This is a genomic window from Streptomyces sp. NBC_01485, assembly GCF_036227125.1.
In the GTDB taxonomy this organism is placed as follows: Bacteria; Actinomycetota; Actinomycetes; order Streptomycetales; family Streptomycetaceae; genus Streptomyces.
On sequence record NZ_CP109435.1, the window covers coordinates 3,685,343 to 3,705,679 of the forward strand.

The 20,337-nt window shown below is 72.3% G+C and carries 17 protein-coding genes; 10 read left to right on the forward strand and 7 right to left on the reverse strand.

All coding sequences use genetic code 11. The features are described 5' to 3' along the window. Positions 1-264: 264 nt before the first annotated feature. A complete protein-coding gene (locus OG352_RS16870) occupies positions 265-900 on the forward strand; it encodes a GNAT family N-acetyltransferase (RefSeq protein ID WP_329217866.1) in 636 nt (211 codons plus the stop codon). A 101-nt stretch (positions 901-1,001) separates the two neighbouring features. Next, complete coding sequence (locus tag OG352_RS16875) at positions 1,002-2,201, forward strand: winged helix-turn-helix domain-containing protein (protein WP_329217867.1); 1,200 nt, start codon at positions 1,002-1,004, stop codon at positions 2,199-2,201. A gap of 104 nt (positions 2,202-2,305) precedes the next feature. On the opposite strand, the gene OG352_RS16880 is transcribed toward OG352_RS16875, so the two are convergent. The 3 genes from OG352_RS16880 to OG352_RS16890 form a co-directional block, all read right to left on the reverse strand. After that, on the reverse strand, positions 2,306-3,052 hold the full coding sequence (locus tag OG352_RS16880) for a response regulator transcription factor (protein WP_329217868.1): 747 nt from the start codon (positions 3,050-3,052) through the stop codon (positions 2,306-2,308). A 316-nt stretch (positions 3,053-3,368) separates the two neighbouring features. Continuing rightward, on the reverse strand, positions 3,369-4,061 hold the full coding sequence (gene hpf, locus OG352_RS16885; RefSeq protein ID WP_443072290.1) for a ribosome hibernation-promoting factor, HPF/YfiA family: 693 nt from the start codon (positions 4,059-4,061) through the stop codon (positions 3,369-3,371). A 315-nt stretch (positions 4,062-4,376) separates the two neighbouring features. Beyond that, on the reverse strand, positions 4,377-5,294 hold the full coding sequence (locus OG352_RS16890) for a ComF family protein (RefSeq protein ID WP_329217869.1): 918 nt from the start codon (positions 5,292-5,294) through the stop codon (positions 4,377-4,379). Positions 5,295-5,556: 262 nt separating this feature from the next. Here OG352_RS16890 and OG352_RS16895 point away from each other — a divergent pair, with 262 nt between their 5' ends. Next, a complete protein-coding gene (locus OG352_RS16895; RefSeq protein WP_329217870.1) occupies positions 5,557-5,964 on the forward strand; it encodes a YciI family protein in 408 nt (135 codons plus the stop codon). An 8-nt stretch (positions 5,965-5,972) separates the two neighbouring features. Continuing rightward, a complete protein-coding gene (locus OG352_RS16900) occupies positions 5,973-7,118 on the forward strand; it encodes an RNA polymerase sigma factor (RefSeq protein WP_329223862.1) in 1,146 nt (381 codons plus the stop codon). Positions 7,119-7,259: 141 nt separating this feature from the next. Here the strand turns inward: OG352_RS16900 and OG352_RS16905 are convergent, their stop codons facing one another. From OG352_RS16905 to mtrA, 3 genes are read right to left on the reverse strand one after another with little or no spacing between them, the layout of a single operon-like run. Further along, positions 7,260-9,128 carry an LpqB family beta-propeller domain-containing protein gene (locus OG352_RS16905; protein WP_329217871.1) on the reverse strand — a complete coding sequence of 623 codons (1,869 nt, stop codon included), beginning with the start codon at positions 9,126-9,128 and terminating at the stop codon, positions 7,260-7,262. Then, positions 9,118-11,367: an MtrAB system histidine kinase MtrB gene (mtrB, locus tag OG352_RS16910; RefSeq protein ID WP_329217873.1), complete on the reverse strand. Its 2,250-nt coding sequence runs from the start codon at positions 11,365-11,367 to the stop codon at positions 9,118-9,120. The genes OG352_RS16905 and mtrB overlap by 11 nt, the downstream gene beginning before the upstream one ends. A gap of 1 nt (position 11,368) precedes the next feature. Then, the gene (mtrA, locus tag OG352_RS16915) at positions 11,369-12,058 is read right to left on the reverse strand and encodes a two-component system response regulator MtrA (protein ID WP_218159018.1); all 690 of its coding nucleotides are present in this window, start codon (positions 12,056-12,058) and stop codon (positions 11,369-11,371) included. Between the two features lie 184 nt (positions 12,059-12,242). Here mtrA and OG352_RS16920 point away from each other — a divergent pair, with 184 nt between their 5' ends. Continuing rightward, a complete protein-coding gene (locus OG352_RS16920; protein WP_329217875.1) occupies positions 12,243-13,091 on the forward strand; it encodes a GNAT family N-acetyltransferase in 849 nt (282 codons plus the stop codon). 71 nt (positions 13,092-13,162) lie between these two features. On the opposite strand, the gene mtnA is transcribed toward OG352_RS16920, so the two are convergent. Further along, positions 13,163-14,311 carry an S-methyl-5-thioribose-1-phosphate isomerase gene (mtnA, locus tag OG352_RS16925; protein ID WP_329217877.1) on the reverse strand — a complete coding sequence of 383 codons (1,149 nt, stop codon included), beginning with the start codon at positions 14,309-14,311 and terminating at the stop codon, positions 13,163-13,165. Positions 14,312-14,475: 164 nt separating this feature from the next. Here mtnA and OG352_RS16930 point away from each other — a divergent pair, with 164 nt between their 5' ends. The 5 genes from OG352_RS16930 to OG352_RS16950 are packed head-to-tail and all read left to right on the forward strand — an operon-like array spanning position 14,476 to position 20,251. After that, on the forward strand, positions 14,476-15,867 hold the full coding sequence (locus OG352_RS16930) for a glycerophosphoryl diester phosphodiesterase membrane domain-containing protein (protein ID WP_329217878.1): 1,392 nt from the start codon (positions 14,476-14,478) through the stop codon (positions 15,865-15,867). A gap of 4 nt (positions 15,868-15,871) precedes the next feature. Beyond that, the gene (locus tag OG352_RS16935) at positions 15,872-16,738 is read left to right on the forward strand and encodes a DUF4129 domain-containing protein (protein WP_443072291.1); all 867 of its coding nucleotides are present in this window, start codon (positions 15,872-15,874) and stop codon (positions 16,736-16,738) included. Then, complete coding sequence (locus OG352_RS16940) at positions 16,735-17,952, forward strand: DUF4350 domain-containing protein (RefSeq protein WP_329217880.1); 1,218 nt, start codon at positions 16,735-16,737, stop codon at positions 17,950-17,952. Before OG352_RS16935 ends, OG352_RS16940 begins: the two co-directional genes overlap by 4 nt. Further along, the gene (locus OG352_RS16945; protein ID WP_329217882.1) at positions 17,952-18,941 is read left to right on the forward strand and encodes an AAA family ATPase; all 990 of its coding nucleotides are present in this window, start codon (positions 17,952-17,954) and stop codon (positions 18,939-18,941) included. The genes OG352_RS16940 and OG352_RS16945 overlap by 1 nt, the downstream gene beginning before the upstream one ends. Continuing rightward, positions 18,941-20,251 (forward strand): DUF58 domain-containing protein, encoded by a 1,311-nt coding sequence (locus OG352_RS16950; RefSeq protein WP_329217883.1) that lies wholly within the window; start codon positions 18,941-18,943, stop codon positions 20,249-20,251. Before OG352_RS16945 ends, OG352_RS16950 begins: the two co-directional genes overlap by 1 nt. Positions 20,252-20,337 lie beyond the last annotated feature (86 nt).

The following is a 20,337-nucleotide window of genomic DNA, read 5'->3' on the forward strand; positions in this document are numbered from 1 at the left end:
CTTGCCGGTCGGGCCGGGACGGTCGGTTCTTAAACTCACTGAGCAACGGCCATCGTATGCGAGGACCCCGCCACGCCGGGAGACCTGCCGCGACGAGGACCGCACACTGCTGCGCACCTGCTCCAAAATCTTCTTCAAACGGGACAACGGCCGGGCCCCGCCGATGGTGCCGCGTCCACCGAACGAATTGCGCGAATTGTGATCACGCGCTCACGCACGGCGAAATCGATGGCGCCCGCCGCACACCCCGAGCAGAATCGGCCGATGGAGCCCGAGCCCGTCACCCTCACCACCCCCCGCCTCGTCCTGCGCCCCCTCGACCCCCGGGACGCCGACGCCGTGTACACCGCAGCCCAGGACCCCGACGTCCAGCGCTGGACCACGATCCCCTCTCCCTACCTCGCCGAACACGCCGAGACCTTCACGGAACTGCTCGCCCCGGAGGGCTGGGCGACCGGCTCGATGTTCACCTTCGGCGTCTTCCTCCCCGACCTTCCCGGCCTCCCCGACCGGCCCGGCCTCCCCGACGCCGGGCCGCGCGCCCTCACCGGCGTCCTCAGCCTCACCATGCGCTCCCTGGGCACCGCCGAGGTCGGCTTCTGGGCCGTCAAGGAACACCGGGGCCGGGGCTACACCACCGAGGCCACCCTCGCCGCCGCCCGCTGGGCGTTCACCTCCCTCTCCGTCGACCGCGTCGAATGGCGGGCCGAAGTCGGCAACACCGCCTCCCGCGCGGTCGCCGAAAACGCCGGCTTCACCCTGGAAGGCACCCTGCGCTCAGCCATCAACAACAAGGGCGTACGACGAGACTGCTGGCTCGCCTCCCTGCTCCCGTCGGACCTGGGACTGCCGTCGGCGGCACCGTACGTGCCGGCACCACACAGCCCGCCCGGCGAGTGACCGCCTTCCCGGCCCGTCCAAGAGGGCGCCCCTTCCCGGGGAATCTCCCCAAAACCCCAGCTCACCCCCCGATGTCAGACCCACCCCCTATCGTGCGAGCCATGACGACCCCGCGCCCTTCCACCGAGCTCTCCGCGGACGAAGCCCGCCGCATCGCCCTCCGGGCGCAAGGCTTCCTCGGCACGCCCGACCGCAAGGCCGGCGTCCGCGGCGTCCTCCGGCACCTCGGCGCGGTCCAACTCGACACCATCTCCGTCCTGGCCCGCTCCCACGAGCTGATCCCCTACGCCCGCCTGGGCGCCGTAGGCCGCAAGACGGTCGAGAACGCGTACTGGAAGCCCATGTCCGCGGGCGCGCCTGCGGCCCGACCGCACGCCTTCGAGTACTGGTCCCACGCCGCGTGCATCCTCCCCATCGAGGAATGGCCCCACTTCGCCTTCCGCCGCCGCGCCTACCGGGCCCGCCCGCACTGGAACCACGCCCTCCCGGACGGCACGTACGACCAGGTCATCAAGCAGCTCCGCACCGAAGGCCCCCTCACCGCCACCGAGTTGGGCGGCGCGAAGAAGACCAGCGAGTGGTGGGACTGGTCCGGCACCAAGGTCGCCGTGGAACGCGCGCTGATGTACGGGGAGGTGGTCTGCGTCGAACGCCGCGGCTGGAAGCGCGTCTACGACCTCGCCGAACGCGCCGTACCCGCCGACCTGCTGCACGACGAGCTGGACGACACCGAGTGCCTGCGCCGCCTCGTCCGCCTGGCCGGCCAGTCCCTCGGCGTGGGCACGCGCGCGGACATCGCCGACTACCACCGTCTCAAGGGCGAACAGGTCGACGCGGTGATCGCCGACTCGGGCCTGGTCCCGGTCACCGTCGAAGGCTGGGGCAAGCCCGCCTGGGCCGACCCGACGGCCCTTCAGACGCCCCCGCGCGGCCGCCACCGCACCACGCTCCTGTCCCCGTTCGACTCCCTGATCTGGGAACGGGCGCGCACCGAGCGCATCTTCGGCTTCACCCACCGCCTGGAGGCCTACGTCCCCAAGCCGAAGCGGGTCTACGGCTACTTCGCGATGCCGGTCCTGGCCGGCGGCCGGCTCGTCGGCCGCGTGGACCCGGCCCGCGAAGGCCGCACCCTGGTCGCCAGGCAGGTCACCCTGGACGGCCCGAAGGCGGTCCCGGCGGTGGCACAGGCCCTGCTCGAGGCGGCGACCTGGGTGGACTGCACGGACGTACGCGTGGAACGCGTGGACGCCCCCGACCTGCGCGAGCCGCTCACCAGGGTACTCACCCGCGCACTCGCCTGACCGAAGCCGGTGGAGCCGGTGGAGCCGGTGGAGCCGACGAAACCGGCGCGGTCACCGGATCCGAAACCACCGGATCCGGAGTCACCGACGTCAGCGATCCGGAGTCAGCGGATCTCGAGGATCTTCTCCCGCATCGCGTACACCACCGCCTCCATCCTGGAGTGCAGTTGCAGCTTCTCCAGGATGTTGCGCACATGGTTCTTCACGGTGTTCTCGGAGATGAACAACTCCTTGGCGATGTCACGGTTGTTCATCCCCGTGGCGACCAGCTTGAGCACCTCCAGCTCCCGGTCCGTCAGCCGAGGCGCGGGCACGAGGCGACGCTCGTCGGTCCGCTGGATCATCGACTTGAACTCGGTGAGCAGCTTCGACGCCATGGAGGGGCTGATCTGCGACTGCCCGTCGGCGACCGCGCGGATGGCGGTGGCGACCTCGTCCGTGGAGATCTCCTTGAGGAGATATCCGGTCGCGCCCGCCTTGATCGCCTCGTAGAGGTCGGCCTCCTCGTCGCTGATCGTCAGCATGATGATCTTCGCGCTGGGGGCCACCTCCTTGATGGAGGTGCACGCCTCGATACCACCGCGCTTGGGCATCCGTACGTCCATCAGCACGATGTCCGGCAGCAGGTCGGCCGCCTTGTCCACGGCCTCGGCGCCGTCCCCCGCCTCACCGACGACCTGGATGTCCTCCTCGGCCGCGAGCACGATCTCCAGTCCGCGACGGAACAGGGCGTGGTCGTCGACGACAAGGACTCTGATCGGCTCCTTGCGTGAAGTGCCCGCGTCCGGGCCCATGCCGACGACGCCGTCGTCGGCGCCTTCGTCCCGCATCGGTCCGAAGCTGTCCGCCATCGTTCCTCCCCCTGAAGGCTGTGGCCGTGGTCCCGAGCCATCGCCAACCCAAGGCAACGGCCCACCGGTTGAGCCGCCCTGCCATGATTCCATGCCCGGACGACAACGCGGTGACAGAGCGATGCCCGAAGGGGTCGCGCACAGGTGCCCCTGGGGGCGCACACCGCGCTCCCAGGGGCACATCGCTCATCTGTCACCACTCACGCTGTCACCCGTCACACTGTCACCGGATGCAGCCGGCACAGGATTCAGTCGGTACCGGATTCGGCCGACACCAGATCCGGCCGGCACCGGATTCAGCCGACACCGGGCAGCGTCAGCCGCCCAGCGCGCCGCCCGCCTCGGGGGAGTGCGCCTGGGCCACCATCGGGTCGGTGTCGAGGTAGATCACGCCGTAGTCGTAGGCGTGACGCCGGTAGACGACGCTCGGCTGCTTCGTCTCGGAGTCGACGAACAGGTAGAAGTCGTGTCCGACCAGTTCCATCTCGTAGAGGGCCTGGTCGAGGGTCATCGGAGCGGCCACGTGCGTCTTCTCGCGGACCACGAGGGGGCCGTCGCCCTGCACCTCCAGCGAGCCGATCCTCTTGGTCGGCACACTGTGCGACTCGTCGGCCTGGACGGGATGACCGTTGCCGTTGAGCGTCGCCACACCCTGGACGTGGTCGGGAACCTCTGCCGCGGAGAGCCTGCGGGCCCCGCGGCGCGTGTATCGCTTGTCGTGCTGCTTGCGCAGCTGGGCGTCGAGCTTCTCCGCCGCCAGGTCGAGTGCCGCGTACGGGTCGTTGGCCGCCGCCTCCGCCCGGATCACCGGACCGCGGGACCGGAGCGTGATCTCCACCCGGTCGCATCGGTCGGCCTGTCGCGGGTTGGGCTCCTTGGAGACCTCGACGTCGAGGCTGATCACCTTGCCGTCGAGCTTCTGGATCTTCTCCAGGTTCAGCTTCTCGGCCACGTGCTTGCGGAACCGCTCGGGCACTTCGGTCTTGCGGCCCTTGACGACGATGTCCACGCAGAACTCCGTTCCCGGATCACTCCGCTTCAGTGGCGGAGCATCTCCCTTTTGCACCAGGCCCCGGTGAGCACCGGAACCTCTGACTCGGTGACTTCCACCTCCTCCTCCCCCATCGGCGAGATCTACACCCCAGGCGCTGCGGCCGTTTACGCGAAACCGCAGCACGGCATTCGGATTTGAGAGGTGTGGCCTGCGGCTTTCCCTCACAACCGAACATATCTCGCCCGGACGGATGTCGTCACCCTCTACTGCGGCGTACCTCCGTTCAGGTGAATTGACCCTCTCATTACCTGCAACGACACAAGTTCTCACTCAGTTCCGGTTTATTTCGAAAGAGTCCGGCGAGGCCGCGACCACGGCCGCGCAGAGCACGTCACCGGCACCGGCACCGCCTGCCTCCCTTGCTCCGAACGGCTTCACCTGTCTGCGTTCCCTGGTGACACCCACGTACACGGCCGACGCACCTTCCCCACTCAACGCGCGCTCCGGCTCCGCCATCTGCCCCATCTGTTCCCCTTCCGACGTCGCCGTCGTCGCCGCCGCCGTCGCCTCCCGCACCGCGCGCGCCGCCTCCGCGAGCGATGCGCCCGTCGTGACCAGGTCGTCGACGAGCACCACCGCACCACCGCGCAGCAGCAGCCGCGCGCCCCCGGGCACCACCGCCAAGGCGCCCACCAGGTTGTCCAGCCGCTGGCGCGAGTCGAGCCCCGCCTGGTCGGCCACGGCCCGCCGCTGCCGCAACACCGCTGCCACCCGCACCGGCATCCCGGCCCGCCGCAGCTCACCGGCCGCCGCGAGCGCGATCCGCCGCGCCGGATCATGGCCACGGGCCCGCACGGCGGCACGGGCGGAGGGGACGGGGACGAGGAGTACTTCTCCGGGGGGCTGGGGCCCCTCCCCCACCCCCACCCCCACCCCCTCCCACCCCTCCCTCACCCCCACCCGCACAGCCCCCGCCAACGCCGCGCCCAGCGGTCGCGCCAGCGTCAGCGCGCCGCGTTCCTTGTGGGCCAGCAGCACTGCCCGGACTTCGTCCGCGTACCGGGCCGCCGCGTGCACGGCGGGCAGCCCCGGTGGTGGCGGCGCCGGCCGCACCCGGAACGGCTCGGTCCCGCTCAGCGCTGCACGGCACTGCGGGCAGAGCACCGTACGTGTGCTTCCGCAGCCCCCGCACTCGGCGGGCAGCACCAGGCCGGCGAGCTCCTGCCACCACTTGCGAGCGCCTTCCACGTGGATCACTCTGCCAAGGCCCGAGGCGGCTCACCACCCCTGTGGATAACTCGCTGTGGATAACCCGCGAGCTCGACGACGGGGAGGGCAGAGAAGGGGTGGGACGGAGGGGGACGGAGTGGGAAGTGACGGGGGAAGGCATGGATCCGAAAAAGATTCGCACGGCGATGTCGAGAACCCGTGCCCGGCTCCGTCCCCGCAGTGAACGCGACCACAAGTGAACGCGACCACAATGGATCGCACCAGCACCGAGGAGAACACCATGGCCAAGTATTTGCTGCTCAAGCACTACCGCGGCGCCCCGGCTGCGGTAAACGACGTGCCGATGGACCAGTGGACGCCGCAGGAGATCTCGGCGCACGTGCAGTACATGAACGACTTCGCGGCCCGGCTGGAGAAGACCGGCGAGTTCGTCGACAGCCAGGCCCTCGCACCCGGGGGGACGTTCGTCCGCTACGACGGCGAGGGGCGCCCGCCGGTCACCGACGGCCCGTTCGCCGAGACCAAGGACGTCATCGCCGGCTGGATGGTGATCGACGTCGACAGTTACGAGCGCGCCGTGGAGCTGGCCGGTGAGCTGTCGGCCGCCCCCGGAGCGGGTGGCGAGCCGATCCACGAGTGGCTGGAGCTGCGCCCGTTCCTGGGCGTGCACCACACCGTCACGGAGTGACCTCCGAGGTGAACGAGGTCCTGCTGAGGAGCCTCACCCCGAGTGTGCTCGGGATCCTCGTCCGCCGCGGAGCCGACTTCGCGGCGGCCGAGGACGCCGTACAGGAGGCGCTCATCGAGGCGGTCCGCGGCTGGCCGGCCGACCCGCCGCGGGATGCGAAGGGCTGGCTGGTCACCGTGGCCTGGCGCAAGTTCCTCGACGCGACCCGGGCGGACACCGCCCGCCGTAGGCGCGAGGACCTGGTCGACGAGGAGCCGGCGCCGGGCCCCGCACCCGCGGTGGACGACACGCTCCAGCTCTACTTCCTGTGCGCCCACCCGTCGCTGACGCCGTCGTCGGCGGTCGCGCTCACGCTGCGCGCCGTCGGCGGGCTCACCACCCGCCAGATCGCACAGGCCTACCTGGTGCCCGAGGCGACCATGGCGCAGCGCATCAGCCGGGCCAAGCGCACCGTCTCCGGTGTGCGCTTCGACCGGCCCGGTGACGTGGCCACCGTGCTGCGCGTCCTCTACCTGGTCTTCAACGAGGGCTATTCGGGTGACGTCGATCTCGCCGCCGAGGCCATCCGGCTCACCCGGCAGCTCGCGGCCGCGATCGACCACCCGGAGGTGGCGGGGCTGCTCGCCCTCATGCTGCTCCACCACGCCCGGCGGGCCACCCGGACCGCGCCCGACGGCAGCCTGGTGCCGCTCGCCGAGCAGGACCGCGGCCGGTGGGACACCGCGTCGATCGCCGAGGGCGTCTCGATCCTCCAAGCCGCCCTCGCCCGCGACCGGCTGGGCGAGTTCCAGGCCCAGGCCGCCGTCGCCGCCCTCCACGCCGACGCGCCCACCGCCGAGGAGACCGACTGGGTGCAGATCGTCGAGTGGTACGACGAGCTCGTGCGCCTGACCGACAGCCCGGTCGTCCGGCTCAACCGCGCGGTGGCGGTCGGCGAGGCCGACGGACCGCGTGCCGGCCTCGCCGCGCTCGCGGCGCTGGACGACGCTCTGCCCCGCCACACCGCGGTGGCGGCATACCTCCACGAGCGCGACGGCGACCTGGCGACGGCGGCACGGCTGTACGCCGAGGCGGCCCGAAAGGCCCCCACCCTCGCCGAACGCGACCACCTGACCCGCCAGGCCGCCCGCCTCAACACCCGCCGACGTCACTGACAGACGGAGGAAAAAGATCACCCCAAACACCACCCCAGATACCGCGCCAGACACCACCCCAGGCATCACGACAAGCACCACCCCAGACACCACCCCAAGTACCGCGCAAGTACTACCCGGGTATCACCGGTATCACCGGTATCACCCCGGGTAGAACGCGACGGAAGCGGTCTCCTTCAGCGTCCGCCATCCACTCCCGCCGGGCAGCCACAGCAGCCCGTCCTTGGAGGTCGCGAACAGCGGGGTGTCGCTGTCCTCGGAGGCGGCGATGCTGGTGACCTCGGTGAGGCCGGGAAGGGTGCCCGCCTCGGGGATCGAGCCGTCGCACTGCACGTACTGCGCCTGTTCCACGCCGCCGGCCTCGCGCCCGACGACCACGAGCCGGCTGTCCCCGGCCCACGACATGGTCCTGACCTGTTCCAGCTCCGGTGTCGCGGAGCGCAGTTCCTGGACCGAGACCTGCGCGGAGGCCTGTGCGCCGCTGCCCGGACCTCGTTCGCCCTGCTCGCCTCGTTCGCCCCGTTCGATCCGCCCGATGAGCAGGGACTGCCTGCCGCCCTTGTCCACGACGAGCGCGATCCGCACCCCGTCGGCGGCCACGCGCACGGCGTTGATCCGGCCGTCCAGGCCCGGCGTGAGGACCTCCAGGGGCTGGCCGCCGCCCTTCGCCAGCAGGAGCAGCCGGGGGTCGTCGGGGTCGCGGTCGGCCACCCACAGGTCGCCCTGGGCGTCCCAACTGGGCGTGGTGAGCCGGTCGGTCTCGGTCTTGCCCTTGCTCTGGAGTACGGGGTCGCCGATGGAGCTGCCCGTGACGGTGGAGGTGACGTAGAGCGCCTTGCCGTCGAGGGCGACTCCGGCCGCGCTGTGTTCGTCGCGGGCCACGGCGACCGAGCGCAGGGCCTTGGCGCCGTCGCCGAGCGCTCCGGGCACGGGTTCGGCCCTGGTGTTGCCGCTGCCGCTCGTCATGCGGACGAGGCGGTGCTGGCCGTCGATGAAGTACAGGTAGCCGGGGTTGCTCTCGGAGCCGCGGGCGGCGACGGCGGCGGCCCGGTCCTCGGTCAGGGCGCACAGTTGTGTGCCGCCCGCGCGCAGTGCGATCTCGTCGATGGTGGGGGTGAGGCTCTGCAGGGAGAACAGCAGTTGTGCCGCCATCTCGTCGCACTTGCTCTGCCCGATGTGGGCCGCCTTGTCGTTCAGCGGCACGGTGAGTTTGTTCTGGTCGTCGGGTGTGAGCGACGTGACGCCCTTGGGCAGCGCGGTGCCCGTGGGGAAGCTGGATCTGACGACGTGGCGCAGCCAACTGGTGGGTCCGGTGAGCACGGAGCGCACCATCTGTGTCATGGGGTCGACGCGTTCCCGTACGTAGACGGGGTCGGCGACGGCCATGGGCTGGCCGGAGCCGTCGGCCGTGGTGTTGGAGGCGAAGTAGTACTTGTTGACGGACACGTAGTTGCGCTGGAAGTCGGACTTGCCCATGACGACGCCCGAGGGGAGCGCGTCGATGCGCCACTGCCGGGTCTTCTTGTCGCGGGTGAGGTGGACTGTCTGCCCGTAGTTGCCGGAGGCGGGCGAGTACGACTGCTGGGCGTCGACGGTGGCGACCTTCGTGCCGGTCAGGACGTACGAGTAGTCGTCGCCGTCCTCCCTGCTCCCGGCGGGGACGGTCTCGGTGGCGGGTCCGTCCGCCAGGACCGTCGTGGACCGTTCGGGCTGCCATTTCTGGGCGGTTTTGGTGGCCAGGTACTGGCGTGCCGTCGCGTAGCCCGGGTCGTCGCTGGTGAGTGCCTCGAGGAAGCCCTGGACGATCTCCTGGGGCGGTGCGTCGTCCCGGGGCGGCATCGCGAACACCCGTACCTGGGTGTCCTGGCGCGGGGTGGATTCGACGCCGCGCAGGTCTCCGCTGTCGGGCATCGAGGCGCACCCCGCCAGCAGTACGACGCCACAGGCGGCGTACGCCACCGTGCGCTCCGGCGTGCGCCGGGTTGTCCCCGCGCGCCGTTCACCGCCCACGAAATGCCTCCCCTTGCTCGTCCGAGCCCTCTGCCCTGGCCCCGGCCCCGGCTCCCCGCCGTCCCGGAGTCCCCCTCAACGCCGCACCCGTAGCACCCGTAGCACCCGTAGCACCCGCGTCAGCCATATCGGCCGTATCGGCCGTATCGGCCCCATCAGCCGTGTCGGCCGCATCACCCGTACCACCGGCCGCCCCAGGCGGCTCTTCCGGCCGCCGTCCGCCGGCACCCGTGCCCGTGCTCGTGCCCGGGGCGGCGGGCCGGGACACCACACGCGCGCCGTTGCCGGGCAGGGCCGTCGGGTCGGCCGTGGGGGCCACGGTGGCCGTGCGGGGCGTGAGCGGGGTGCGTGCGGCGGACTGCTGCTCGCCGGCGGGCCGTACGGGCACCGTGGCGCTCTTCTCGCCGCCGCGCGGCTGGCCGGCGTCGTCGCGTTCTCCCCGGTTGCGGCGGGAGTCCTTGGGTTCGAGCGGTATCGGTGAGCCCCGCAGCGGCTCGTCGGCGGTCCTGGGCAGCGTCAGCCGGAACTGGGAGCCGCCGCCGGGCTCTCCCCAGGCCTGTAGCCAGCCGCCGTGCAGCCGGGCGTCCTCCAGGGCGATGGACAGCCCCAGGCCGGTGCCGCCGGTGGTACGCGCGCGTGCCGGGTCGGCGCGCCAGAACCGGCTGAAGACGCGGGTGGCCTCGCCGGGCTTGAGCCCGACGCCGTAGTCGCGCACGGCGATGGCGACGGCCCCGCCCGCGGCGGCCAGTTTGACGATGACGTCCTTGCCCTCGCCGTGTTCCACGGCGTTGACGACCAGGTTGCGCAGCACCCGCTCCACGCGCCGGGCGTCGGCCTCGGCGACGACGGGCTGCTGGTCGCCGATGACGTGGACGGTCGTCCCCTTGCGTTCGGCGAGCGGCGCGGCCCCGCTGACGACCCGCCGTACGACCTGCCTGAGGTCGATCGGCTCGGCTTCGAGGGCGGCGGCGCCGGCGTCGAAGCGGCTGATCTCCAGCAGGTCGGCGAGGAGCGTCTCGAACCGGTCGAGCTGGTCGGCGAGGAGTTCCGCGGACCGGGCGGTGACGGGGTCGAAGTCGACGCGGGCGTCGTGGATGACGTCGGCGGCCATGCGGACGGTCGTCAGCGGTGTCCGCAGTTCGTGCGAGACGTCGGACACGAACCGCCGCTGCATCCGTGACAGGTCCTCCAGCTGCTGGATCTTCAGCTGGAGGTTCTGGGCCATCTTGTTGAAGGCCTCGCCGAGGCGCGCGATGTCGTCCTCGCCGGTGACCTTCATCCGTTCCTGCAGCCGCCCGGCGGACAGCCGCTCGGCGATCCCGGCGGCCATCCGCACGGGCGTGACGACCTGCCGCACCACGAGCCAGGCGATCGCGCCCAGGAGGACGACGACGAAGAGTCCGGCGGTCGCCAGCGTGCCCTTGACCAGGCTGAGCGACTTCTCCTCCTGCGTCAGCGGGAAGAGGTAGTACAGCTCGTACGGGTCGCCGTTGGGGTCGTTGACCTGCTTGCCGATGACCAGGGCCGGCTGGGACTCCTTGTGGTTGCTGTAGCGGATGCGGGAGTAGCTCTGGACCGCGCCGGTGCTGGTGTTGACCCGTGCGCGCAGGTTCTCGGGGACGCTCTTGTTGGGGTCGACGAAGCCGGAGGCGCGCGGTCCGCGTCCGGCTTCGCTGTCGTCGCCGGGGGGCAGGGTGACCACGTCGAAGGCGCCCTGGCCGCCGCTGGACAGCGACGACACGAGTTCGCTCATCCATTCGATGACGTTCTGCGAGGCGCGGCCGTCCGCCGGGGTCCCGTCGTCCGCGGTCGCGCTGGCGGCCTCGTCGGCCTTCTGCTTGGCCACGGCGAATCCGCCGGTGGCCTGGCTCTGGGACGCCTTGACCTTGGCGTCCAGCAGCCCGTTGCGGACCTGCCCGATGACGACGAAGCCCAGCAGCAGGACGACGCCCAGTGACATCAGCAGTGTCGTGGCGACGACCTTGAGCTGGATGTTGCGCCGCCACAGCCGCATGACGGGCAGCAGCGGCCGGCGCACCCAGCGCAGCAGCAGCCTCAGGACCGGGCTGCCCTGCACCCCGCCCTGGAGGAGCCCGCCTTCGAGGAGGCGCGCGAAGCGTGAACCCCGCGGCCCCCGCGGCCCTCTTGGCCCCCGTGACCCCGGTGTCTTACGGCCGACAGGCCGCTCCGGACGGGCCCCGGACCGACCGGGGGCCGAAGCGGCACTGTCCCCGGACATGTCAGCTGGGCCCTGCCTTGTATCCGACGCCACGGACGGTCACCACGATCTCGGGCCGCTCGGGATCCTTCTCGACCTTGGAGCGCAGCCGCTGGACGTGCACGTTGACCAGGCGGGTGTCGGCGGCGTGCCGGTAGCCCCACACCTGCTCGAGGAGCACCTCGCGGGTGAACACCTGCCAGGGCTTGCGCGCGAGCGCGACCAGCAGGTCGAACTCCAGCGGTGTCAGCGCGATCGACTGCCCGTCCCGCTTCACGGAGTGCCCGGCCACGTCGATGACCAGGTCGCCTATGGCGAGCTGCTCGGGCGTCGGCTCCTCCGACCTGCGCAGCCGGGCCCGGATCCGGGCGACCAGCTCCTTCGGCTTGAACGGCTTCACGATGTAGTCGTCGGCGCCGGACTCGAGGCCGACGACCACGTCGACGGTGTCGCTCTTCGCCGTGAGCATCACGATCGGCACCCCGGACTCCGCCCTGATCAGGCGGCACACCTCGATGCCGTCCCGGCCGGGCAGCATCAGGTCCAGCAGCACCAGGTCGGGTTTCGCCTCACGGAAAGCAGCCAGCGCCTTGTCACCGTCGGCTACGAAAGACGGCTCAAAACCTTCACCACGCAGCACGATGCCGAGCATCTCGGCCAGTGCGGTGTCGTCGTCGACGACAAGGACTCGTCCCTTCATAAACGACATCATCCCATTCTCGTAACAGTGACAGAGGCGCTGGTGAGCAGGGTCACTGGCCCGTGACGATAGTCGTACGCGACGGTCACTGTCTGCCCCGGCCCCCGGACACCGGTCCCGGCGACCGCCGCCGGGAGCTACGCCGACGGAAAAACCCCGGTGCGTGGTACCGCCTTCCGGTGGTGGGATGCGCCGCATGAGCGACCCGTCGCGCGACCGCATCGAGCGGTACTACGCCACCGTGCCCCTCCTCTTCGCCGACGCCGAGGACTTCGGCCCGCTGCGCCTGTTCGTACGGCGGGAGCCGGGCGCCCCGTACTACGGCGGCCCCGGCCACGCCCAGCCCACCGCGGCGGGCGCGGCTTCCGTCGGCTCCGCCGACATCGCCCGGGTGCGGGCCCGCCAGCGCGAACTCGGTGTGCCGGAGGCGTTCGAATGGCTCGCCGAGTCGGCGCCGGCGCTGCGCGCCCGTATCGAGGCCGCAGGCCTCTCGGTGCTACGACGCCCGCTCATGCTCCTCCCACCCCACCACCCGCTCCCTCCGCAGCCCCTGCCGGACGGTGTGACCCTTCGCGCGCTGACCGAGGACGACCCCGCGCTCCCCGCCGCACTCGCCCTCCCCCGTCTGGCCTTCGCCCAGCCGCCCACCCCGACGGCCGGCGCGTCGGACCGTACGGAACTGTCGAGGCTGGCCGCGGAGTTGGCCGAGGACGGCACGGTGGCCGCCGTCCGCCCCACGCTTCGCGCCGGACACAAGACGCTCGTCGCCGCCCTCGCCCCGGACGGCACCCCGCTCGCGACCGGCCACTACCACCCGGCGACCGGCACCACGGAGATCGGCGGCGTCGGCACCCTGCCCTCCGCCCGCCGCCAGGGTCTGGCCGCCGCCGTGACAGCGGCGCTGGTCGGCCACGCCCGCGACCACGGCGTCGACACGATCTTCCTCGCCTACGCGGAGGAGACCGCCGCCCGCATCTACGCCCGCCTCGGCTTCCGCCCCGCCGGCACGACCCTGCTGATCGCCGGCCAGCCCGCCCGCTCGTAGCACCGCACTCCGGTTCACACAGACGCCGACGGCCGGTCAGGTCAGTCCGGGCCAGGGCAGTCCGGGTACGGTCAGTCCGGGTCCCCGTCCTGGCGTGCCCGGCCGCACAGTTCGGCCAGCGCATCGGCCGTCACCGGCGATATCGCGCCCTCCTCCGTGACGATCGCCGTCAGCAGCTCGGGCGGCGTCACGTCGAACGCCGGGTTGTACGCCTGCGTCCCCAAGGGCGCCACCGGAATCCCTCCTCCCGCTCCCGTCACCGGCGCCTGGGCCGCCATGACCTCCGTCACCTCGAACCCGGGACGCTGCTCCACCTCGATCGACGCCCCGTCCGGCGTCCGCGCATCCACCGTCGTCACCGGCGCCACCACGATGAACGGCACATGGTGGTAGCGCGCGAGCACCGCGAGCGGATAACTCCCCACCTTGTTCGCCACCGACCCGTCGGCCGCGATCCGGTCCGCGCCGATCAGCACCGCGTCCACCTCTCCCGCCGCGAACAGCGAGCCCGCCGCGCTGTCCGTCAGCAGGGTGTACGCCATGCCGTTGCGCGCCGCCTCGTACGCCGTGAGGCGGGCGCCCTGCAGCAGCGGACGCGTCTCGTCCACCCACAGCCGGCGCAGCCGTCCCGCCCGGTGCGCGGCGAGCGCCACCGCGAACGCGGTCCCCTCCCCGCCCGACACCAGCGAACCGGTGTTGCAGTGCGTGAGGACACGGTGCCCGCCGCCGGGCAGCAGCTCGTCGAGGAGCGCCAGCCCGTGCCCGGCCATCCGGGCACTGGCCGCGGCGTCCTCCCGGTGCAGTTGCCGCGCGGCCGCCAGCGCCGCCCGCGCACCCTGCCCCGGATCACCGCCCCGAACGGCTCCCGCCCGGTAGGCGGACCGGGCCCGGCGCACGCCGACGGACAGGTTCACCGCGGTGGGCCGGGCGCCCGCCAGCGCGTTCGCGGCCTCGTCCACGTCGAAGCCGCGCGCGGCGGCGAGCGCGACGCCGTACGCTCCGGCGATCCCGAGCAGCGGCGCTCCCCGCACGGCCAGCGAGCGGATCGCCTCCACCAGCACGGACGCGTCCGTACACACCAGTTCGACTTCTTCGGCCGGCAGTCTCGTCTGGTCGAGAACGACCAGTACGGGACCTTCGGGCAGCTCCTCCCAACGGATCGCCGGTGTCTGGGCCGGCGGCCCCTTGTCCTCGCCGGGTCGCGCGTACTGATCAGCCATGTGGTGAGTCTGCCCACGATCCGGCGGACCATGGAGGGCGGGCAGCCAGGGATGCGGCCAGGTGTCCAGCCCGTACCGCGGCCGGTCCCCCGACCAGGCCCCCATGGCACGATGGCTCCCAACCTGCCGCCGCGACCGCGGACGGGCACGCTGAAGGAGCGACGATGAAAGACACTCCGGGCTGGGCCTCGCCCGGATCCGCCCCGTCCGACGGACAGGAGCCCGGCGCGTCCCACCCCGCCGAGCCCTCCGGCCCGCAGCCCGTGGACCAGCCGGGCGCGAACCCACCGAGCCCCGGCGCGAAGTGGTCCAAGGAACAGCCGCCACCCGCCCAGTGGTCCGCGCCCACAGGCCCCCAGAACCCCGGCCAGACCCCACCGCCGCCCCCACCGCCCGGCCCGGGCTGGAGCACCCACCCGCCCACCGGACCGGGTGCCGGCCACCCCGGCGGCCCCGCAGGCCCCGGCGGACACGGCGGCTACGGCGGACAGCCCGGACAAGGCGGCTACGGCGGTTACGGCGCTCCCGGCGGCTGGGGTACCGGCTGGGGCGGCCCCCCGCCCGCCGCGAAGCCCGGCGTGATCCCGCTGCGCCCGCTCGGCGTGGGCGAGATCCTCGACGGCGCCGTCGCCACCATGCGCACGTACTGGCGCACGGTCCTGGGCATCTCGCTGACCGTCGCGGTCGTCACCCAGGTCTTCGTCGTCCTGCTGCAGGGCCTGATCCTCGAAGGCGCCACGGACACGACCGCGCTCGGCGACCGCAGCGCCACCGTCGACGAGCAGCTCGACGCCATGAGCGACGCCCTGCGCGCCTCCGGCCCGGTCCTCCTCATCACGCTCCTCGGCACCATCACGGCGACCGCCCTGCTCACGGCCGTCACCAGCCGCGCGGTGCTCGGCAAACCCGTCACGCTCAGGGAGGCCTGGCGCGACGCCCGCCCCCAGGTGCCCAGGCTGTTCGGTCTGATCTTCCTGGTGATGCTCATCACCGCGGGCGCCGCCTTCGCGTGCCTGCTGCCGGGCGCCCTCGTGACCGCCGCCGGAAGCACCGCCGTGGGCGGCGCGCTCACGGCCTTCGGCGTCCTCGGCTCGATCGTCGTCGGGCTGTGGGTGCTGATCCGCTTCTCCCTCGCCTCGCCCGCGCTGATGCTGGAGAAGCAGGGCATCAAGAAGGCCCTCGGCCGTTCCGCGAAGCTCACCCGCGGCTCCTGGTGGCGCGTCTTCGGCATCGAACTGCTCGCCGTGATCATCGCGAACATCATCGCGATGATCGTCGTCGTCCCCTTCGTCCTCGTCGGCGCCGCCCTCAGCGACGGCGGTGTCGGCGGCGTGGTCGAGGCGGGCGGCGGCGACTTCGGCTGGACCTACCTGATCGTCAGCGGCGTCGGCTCGGTCATCGGCTCCATGGTCACCTTCCCGATCGTGGCGGGCGTCTTCGTGCTGCTCTACGTCGACCAGCGCATCCGCCGCGAGGCCCTCGACCTCGACCTGGCCCGCGCCGCAGGCCTCCAGGACTACGGCTCCCCCGCTCCCGGCACGACCCCGGGGAGCTGATGCGGTGAGCCCGGCGGGGGGAGTTCTCACAGCGGTACCGCTCCCGGGCAGCCTGCCCGTACAGGCGCTGCCCGGGATGTCCGGCATCACCGACGCGATCACCGACGCGCTCCCGGCGACCCTCTCCCGCGCCGCCGACAGAGCCGTAGCAACACTGCTGCGGGCGGGCGGCGACGGCACCGTGCTGTCACTGGCCCGCTCCGGCGACGCGCCGCCGGTGACCGTCCCCCGTGACCCCGCGCGGGAGGCGGTCCGCCGCGAGCTGTCCAAGGACCTGTACCACCAGAACGACCCCAGCCTGCTCCAGCGCGCCCTGGACACCTTGTGGGACTGGATCGGCGACCTGTTCGCCACCGCCTCGACCGCCACCCCCGGCGGCACGCTCGGCCTCCTGGTCGTCGTCCTCGCCGTCGCGGCCGTCGTGGGCGCCCTGTGGTGGCGCCTGGGCACCCCACGCCGCCAACCCTCCTCCACCGCCGCCCTGTTCGACGACCGCCCCCGCAGCGCCGCCGAACACCGGGCGACGGCCGAGGCGCACGCCGCCCAGGGCCACTGGAACCAGGCCGTCCAGGAACGCATGCGCGCCATCGTCCGCTCCCTGGAGGAACGCGCCCTCCTCGACGCCCGCCCCGGCCGCACCGCCGACGAAGCCGCCGCCGACGCCGGACGCACCCTGCCCGCCCACACCGACCGACTGCGCACCGCCGCCCGCGACTTCGACGACGTGACATACGGCGGCCGCCGCGCGACCGGGCAGTCGTACCGGCACATCGCCGAACTCGACCTCGACCTCGAACGCACCAAGCCCCGACTCACGGCGAACAGCACCCACACCGCGGCCCACACCGCCCGCCAGGGAGCCGCCGAATGACGACCGAGGCCACGCTCCCCGCCACCTCCACCTCGGCCTCCTCCACCTCTGCCTCCCCCACCGCCCTGCGGCTGTGGACCCGCGCGCGAGGACTCACCCTCGCGCTCGTGCTGCTCCTGGCCGGGGCCGTCACGCTCGCCGCGCTCCAGTCCGACGCCCGTCACGGCGCCCTCGACCCACGCTCCGCCGACCCCTACGGCAGCCGCGCCGTCGCCGAACTCCTCGCCGACCGCGGTGTGTCCACCCGCGTGGTCGCCACCCTGGCCGAAGCCCGCACCGCGGCGGGCCCCGACACCACCCTCCTGGTCGCCGCCCCCGACCTCCTGACGGAGCGTCAACAAAAGGAGCTGCACGCGGCGATCGCCGGCTCCGGCGGCCGCACCGTCCTCGTCGCCCCCGGCAGCCCGTCCGTGGGCACCCTCGCCCCCGGCGTGACCGCCGACCCGGCCAACGGCCGCGGCTCCACGCTCTCCCCCGACTGCGCCCTGCCCGCCGCCCGCAGCGCCGGCACCGCGCAGACCGGCGGCATCCGCTACACCACCCACCAGCTCGACGCCGACGAGTGCTACCCCAGCGAGCGCCTGGCCACCCTGCTGCGCGTCCCGGACACCACCGGAGACGGCGACACCGTCGTCCTCGGCGCGCCCGACATCCTCTTCAACAACCGTCTCGACAAGCAGGGCAACGCCTCGCTCGCCCTCCAACTCCTCGGCTCCCGCACCCATCTGGTCTGGTACCTCCCCTCGCTCTCCGACACCACCGCCGCCAACCCGGACGACGAAAAGGACTTCCTCGATCTGCTCCCCTCCGGCTGGCTCTGGGGCACACTGCAGCTCTTCGTCGCGGCAGCCCTCGCCGCCCTCTGGCGGGCCCGTCGCCTCGGCCCCCTCGTGCCCGAAAAACTCCCCGTGGCGATCCGCGCCTCCGAAACCGTCGAAGGCCGCGCCCGCCTCTACCGCAAGGCCGGCGCCCGCGACCGCGCCGCCGCCGCTCTTCGCTCCACCACCCGCACCCGCCTCGCCCCTCTCCTAGGCGTCCCCGTCACCCAGGCGCACGCGCCCGAAGCCCTGCTCCCCGCCCTGTCCGCCCACCTCCACGGCGACGGACACGCCCTGCACTCCCTCCTCTTCGGCCCGCCGCCCGGCGACGACGCGGCCCTGATCGCCCTCGCCGACCAACTCGACGCCCTCGAAAGAGAGGTACGCCGTCCATGATGGACCCGACCACTGACAACGCCGGGAGCATCGGGGATCCGGGCCGGGCCCGAGCCTCCCTGGAAGCCCTGCGCGCCGAGATCGCCAAGGCCGTGGTCGGCCAGGACCCCGCTGTGACCGGCCTCGTCGTCGCCCTCCTCTGCCGCGGACACGTTCTCCTGGAAGGAGTCCCCGGAGTGGCCAAAACGTTGCTCGTCCGCGCCCTCGCCTCCGCACTCGAACTCGACACCAAGCGCATCCAGTTCACCCCCGACCTCATGCCGAGCGACATCACCGGCTCCCTCGTCTACGACGCCCGCACCGCCGAGTTCTCCTTCCAGCCCGGCCCGGTCTTCACCAACCTCCTCCTCGCCGACGAGATCAACCGCACCCCGCCGAAGACCCAGTCGTCCCTCCTCGAAGCCATGGAGGAACGCCAGGTCACCGTCGACGGCACCCCCCGCCTCCTCCCCGACCCGTTCCTCGTCGCGGCGACCCAGAACCCCGTCGAGTACGAGGGCACCTACCCCCTCCCCGAAGCCCAACTGGACCGTTTCCTCCTCAAACTGACGATCCCTCTCCCCTCCCGCCAGGAGGAGATCGACGTCCTCACCCGCCACGCCGAGGGCTTCGACCCACGCGACCTGCACGCCGCCGGCGTGCGCCCCGTCGCAGGCCCGGCCGACCTCGAAGCCGCCCGCACAGCCGTCGCCAAAACAACCATCTCCCCCGAGATCACGGCCTACGTCGTCGACATCTGCCGCGCCACCCGCGAGTCCCCGTCCCTCACCCTGGGCGTCTCACCGCGAGGCGCGACCGCCCTCCTGGCCACAGCACGCGCGTGGGCATGGCTCACCGGCCGCGACTACGTCATCCCCGACGACGTCAAAGCCCTCGCCCTCCCCACCCTCCGCCACCGCGTACAGCTCCGCCCGGAGGCCGAGATGGAAGGCGTCACCGCCGACTCCGTCATCACCGCGATCCTCACCCACGTCCCCGTCCCCCGCTGATGGCCCTCACCGGACGCACCGCACTCCTCGCGGCCCTCGCCTCCCTCCCCGTCGGCATCTGGGACCCCGGCTGGACGGGCATCCTCGCGGTCAACGCCCCCCTGGCCGTGGCCTGCGCCTGCGACTTCGCCCTGGCAGCCCCTGTACGCCGACTGGGCCTGACCCGCTCCGGCGACACCACGGCCCGCCTGGGCGACCCGGCGGACATCACCCTCACCCTCACCAACCCGTCCCGCCGCCCTCTGCGCGCCCACCTCCGCGACGCCTGGCCCCCCAGCAGCTGGCAACCGGGAACGGAGACAGAAGCCTCCCGCCACCGCCTCACGATCCCGCCCGGAGAACGCCGCCGCATCACCACCCGCCTACGCCCCACCCGCCGCGGCGACCACCAGACCGACCGCGTCACCATCCGCTCCTACGGCCCCCTCGGCCTCTTCTCCCGCCAAGGCACCCACAAGATCCCCTGGACGGTACGCGTCCTCCCCCCGTTCACGAGCCGCAAGCATCTCCCGTCGAAACTGGCTCGCCTGCGCGAACTCGACGGCCGCACCAGCGTCCTCACCCGCGGCGAGGGCACAGAGTTCGACAGCCTGCGCGAATACGTTCCCGGCGACGACACCCGCTCCATCGACTGGCGCGCCACAGCCCGCCACTCCACGGTCGCGGTCCGCACCTGGCGGCCCGAACGGGACCGGCACATCCTCCTGGTCCTCGACACGGGCCGCACCTCAGCAGGCCGCGTCGACGACGCTCCCCGCCTGGACGCCGCGATGGACGCGGCACTGCTCCTCGCCGCCCTGGCATCCCGCGCCGGCGACCGAGTCGACCTCCTCGCCTACGACCGCCGAGTACGCGCCCTGGTCCAGGGCCGAACGGCACGCGACGTCCTTCCGTCCCTGGTCAACGCCATGGCCCCCCTCGAACCCGAGCTGGTCGAGACGAACGCCCGCGGCCTCGCCGCCGCAGTGCTCCGCACGGCTCCCCGCCGCTCCCTCATCGTCCTGATGACCACGCTCGACGCCGCCCCGGTCGAGGAGGGCCTCCTCCCCGTCCTCCCTCAGCTCACCCAACGCCACACGGTCCTGGTGGCCTCGGTCGCCGACCCGCACATCGCCCGCATGGCCACCTCCCGCGGCAATGCCGACGCCGTGTACGAGGCCGCAGCCGCCGCCCAGGCCCAGTCCGAACGCCACCGCACGGCCGAACAGCTCCGCCGGCACGGCGTCACCGTCGTCGACGCAACACCGAACGAACTTGCCCCGGCACTGGCAGACGCCTATCTGGCACTAAAAGCAGCAGGACGCCTCTAACGCAAAACGGGCTCTCCGGAGGAAGAGCCCGTCAAAAAATAATCGTGAACGCAGAAAACCCCCGCACCATGATGGTGCGGGGGTTT

Excerpts from the sequence above, each read along its gene's own strand:
- mtnA (WP_329217877.1), bottom strand. The coding sequence starts at position 14,311 with ATGGCTGATCAGTACGCGCGACCCGGCGAGGACAAGGGGCCGCCGGCC.
- OG352_RS16880 (WP_329217868.1), bottom strand. The coding sequence starts at position 3,052 with ATGGCGGACAGCTTCGGACCGATGCGGGACGAAGGCGCCGACGACGGC.
- OG352_RS16930 (WP_329217878.1), top strand. The coding sequence starts at position 14,476 with ATGAAAGACACTCCGGGCTGGGCCTCGCCCGGATCCGCCCCGTCCGAC.
- OG352_RS16945 (WP_329217882.1), top strand. The coding sequence starts at position 17,952 with ATGGACCCGACCACTGACAACGCCGGGAGCATCGGGGATCCGGGCCGG.
- OG352_RS16895 (WP_329217870.1), top strand. The coding sequence starts at position 5,557 with ATGGCCAAGTATTTGCTGCTCAAGCACTACCGCGGCGCCCCGGCTGCG.
- OG352_RS16940 (WP_329217880.1), top strand. The coding sequence starts at position 16,735 with ATGACGACCGAGGCCACGCTCCCCGCCACCTCCACCTCGGCCTCCTCC.
- OG352_RS16870 (WP_329217866.1), top strand. The coding sequence starts at position 265 with ATGGAGCCCGAGCCCGTCACCCTCACCACCCCCCGCCTCGTCCTGCGC.
- OG352_RS16950 (WP_329217883.1), top strand. The coding sequence starts at position 18,941 with ATGGCCCTCACCGGACGCACCGCACTCCTCGCGGCCCTCGCCTCCCTC.
- OG352_RS16920 (WP_329217875.1), top strand. The coding sequence starts at position 12,243 with ATGAGCGACCCGTCGCGCGACCGCATCGAGCGGTACTACGCCACCGTG.
- mtrA (WP_218159018.1), bottom strand. The coding sequence starts at position 12,058 with ATGATGTCGTTTATGAAGGGACGAGTCCTTGTCGTCGACGACGACACC.
- OG352_RS16875 (WP_329217867.1), top strand. The coding sequence starts at position 1,002 with ATGACGACCCCGCGCCCTTCCACCGAGCTCTCCGCGGACGAAGCCCGC.
- mtrB (WP_329217873.1), bottom strand. The coding sequence starts at position 11,367 with ATGTCCGGGGACAGTGCCGCTTCGGCCCCCGGTCGGTCCGGGGCCCGT.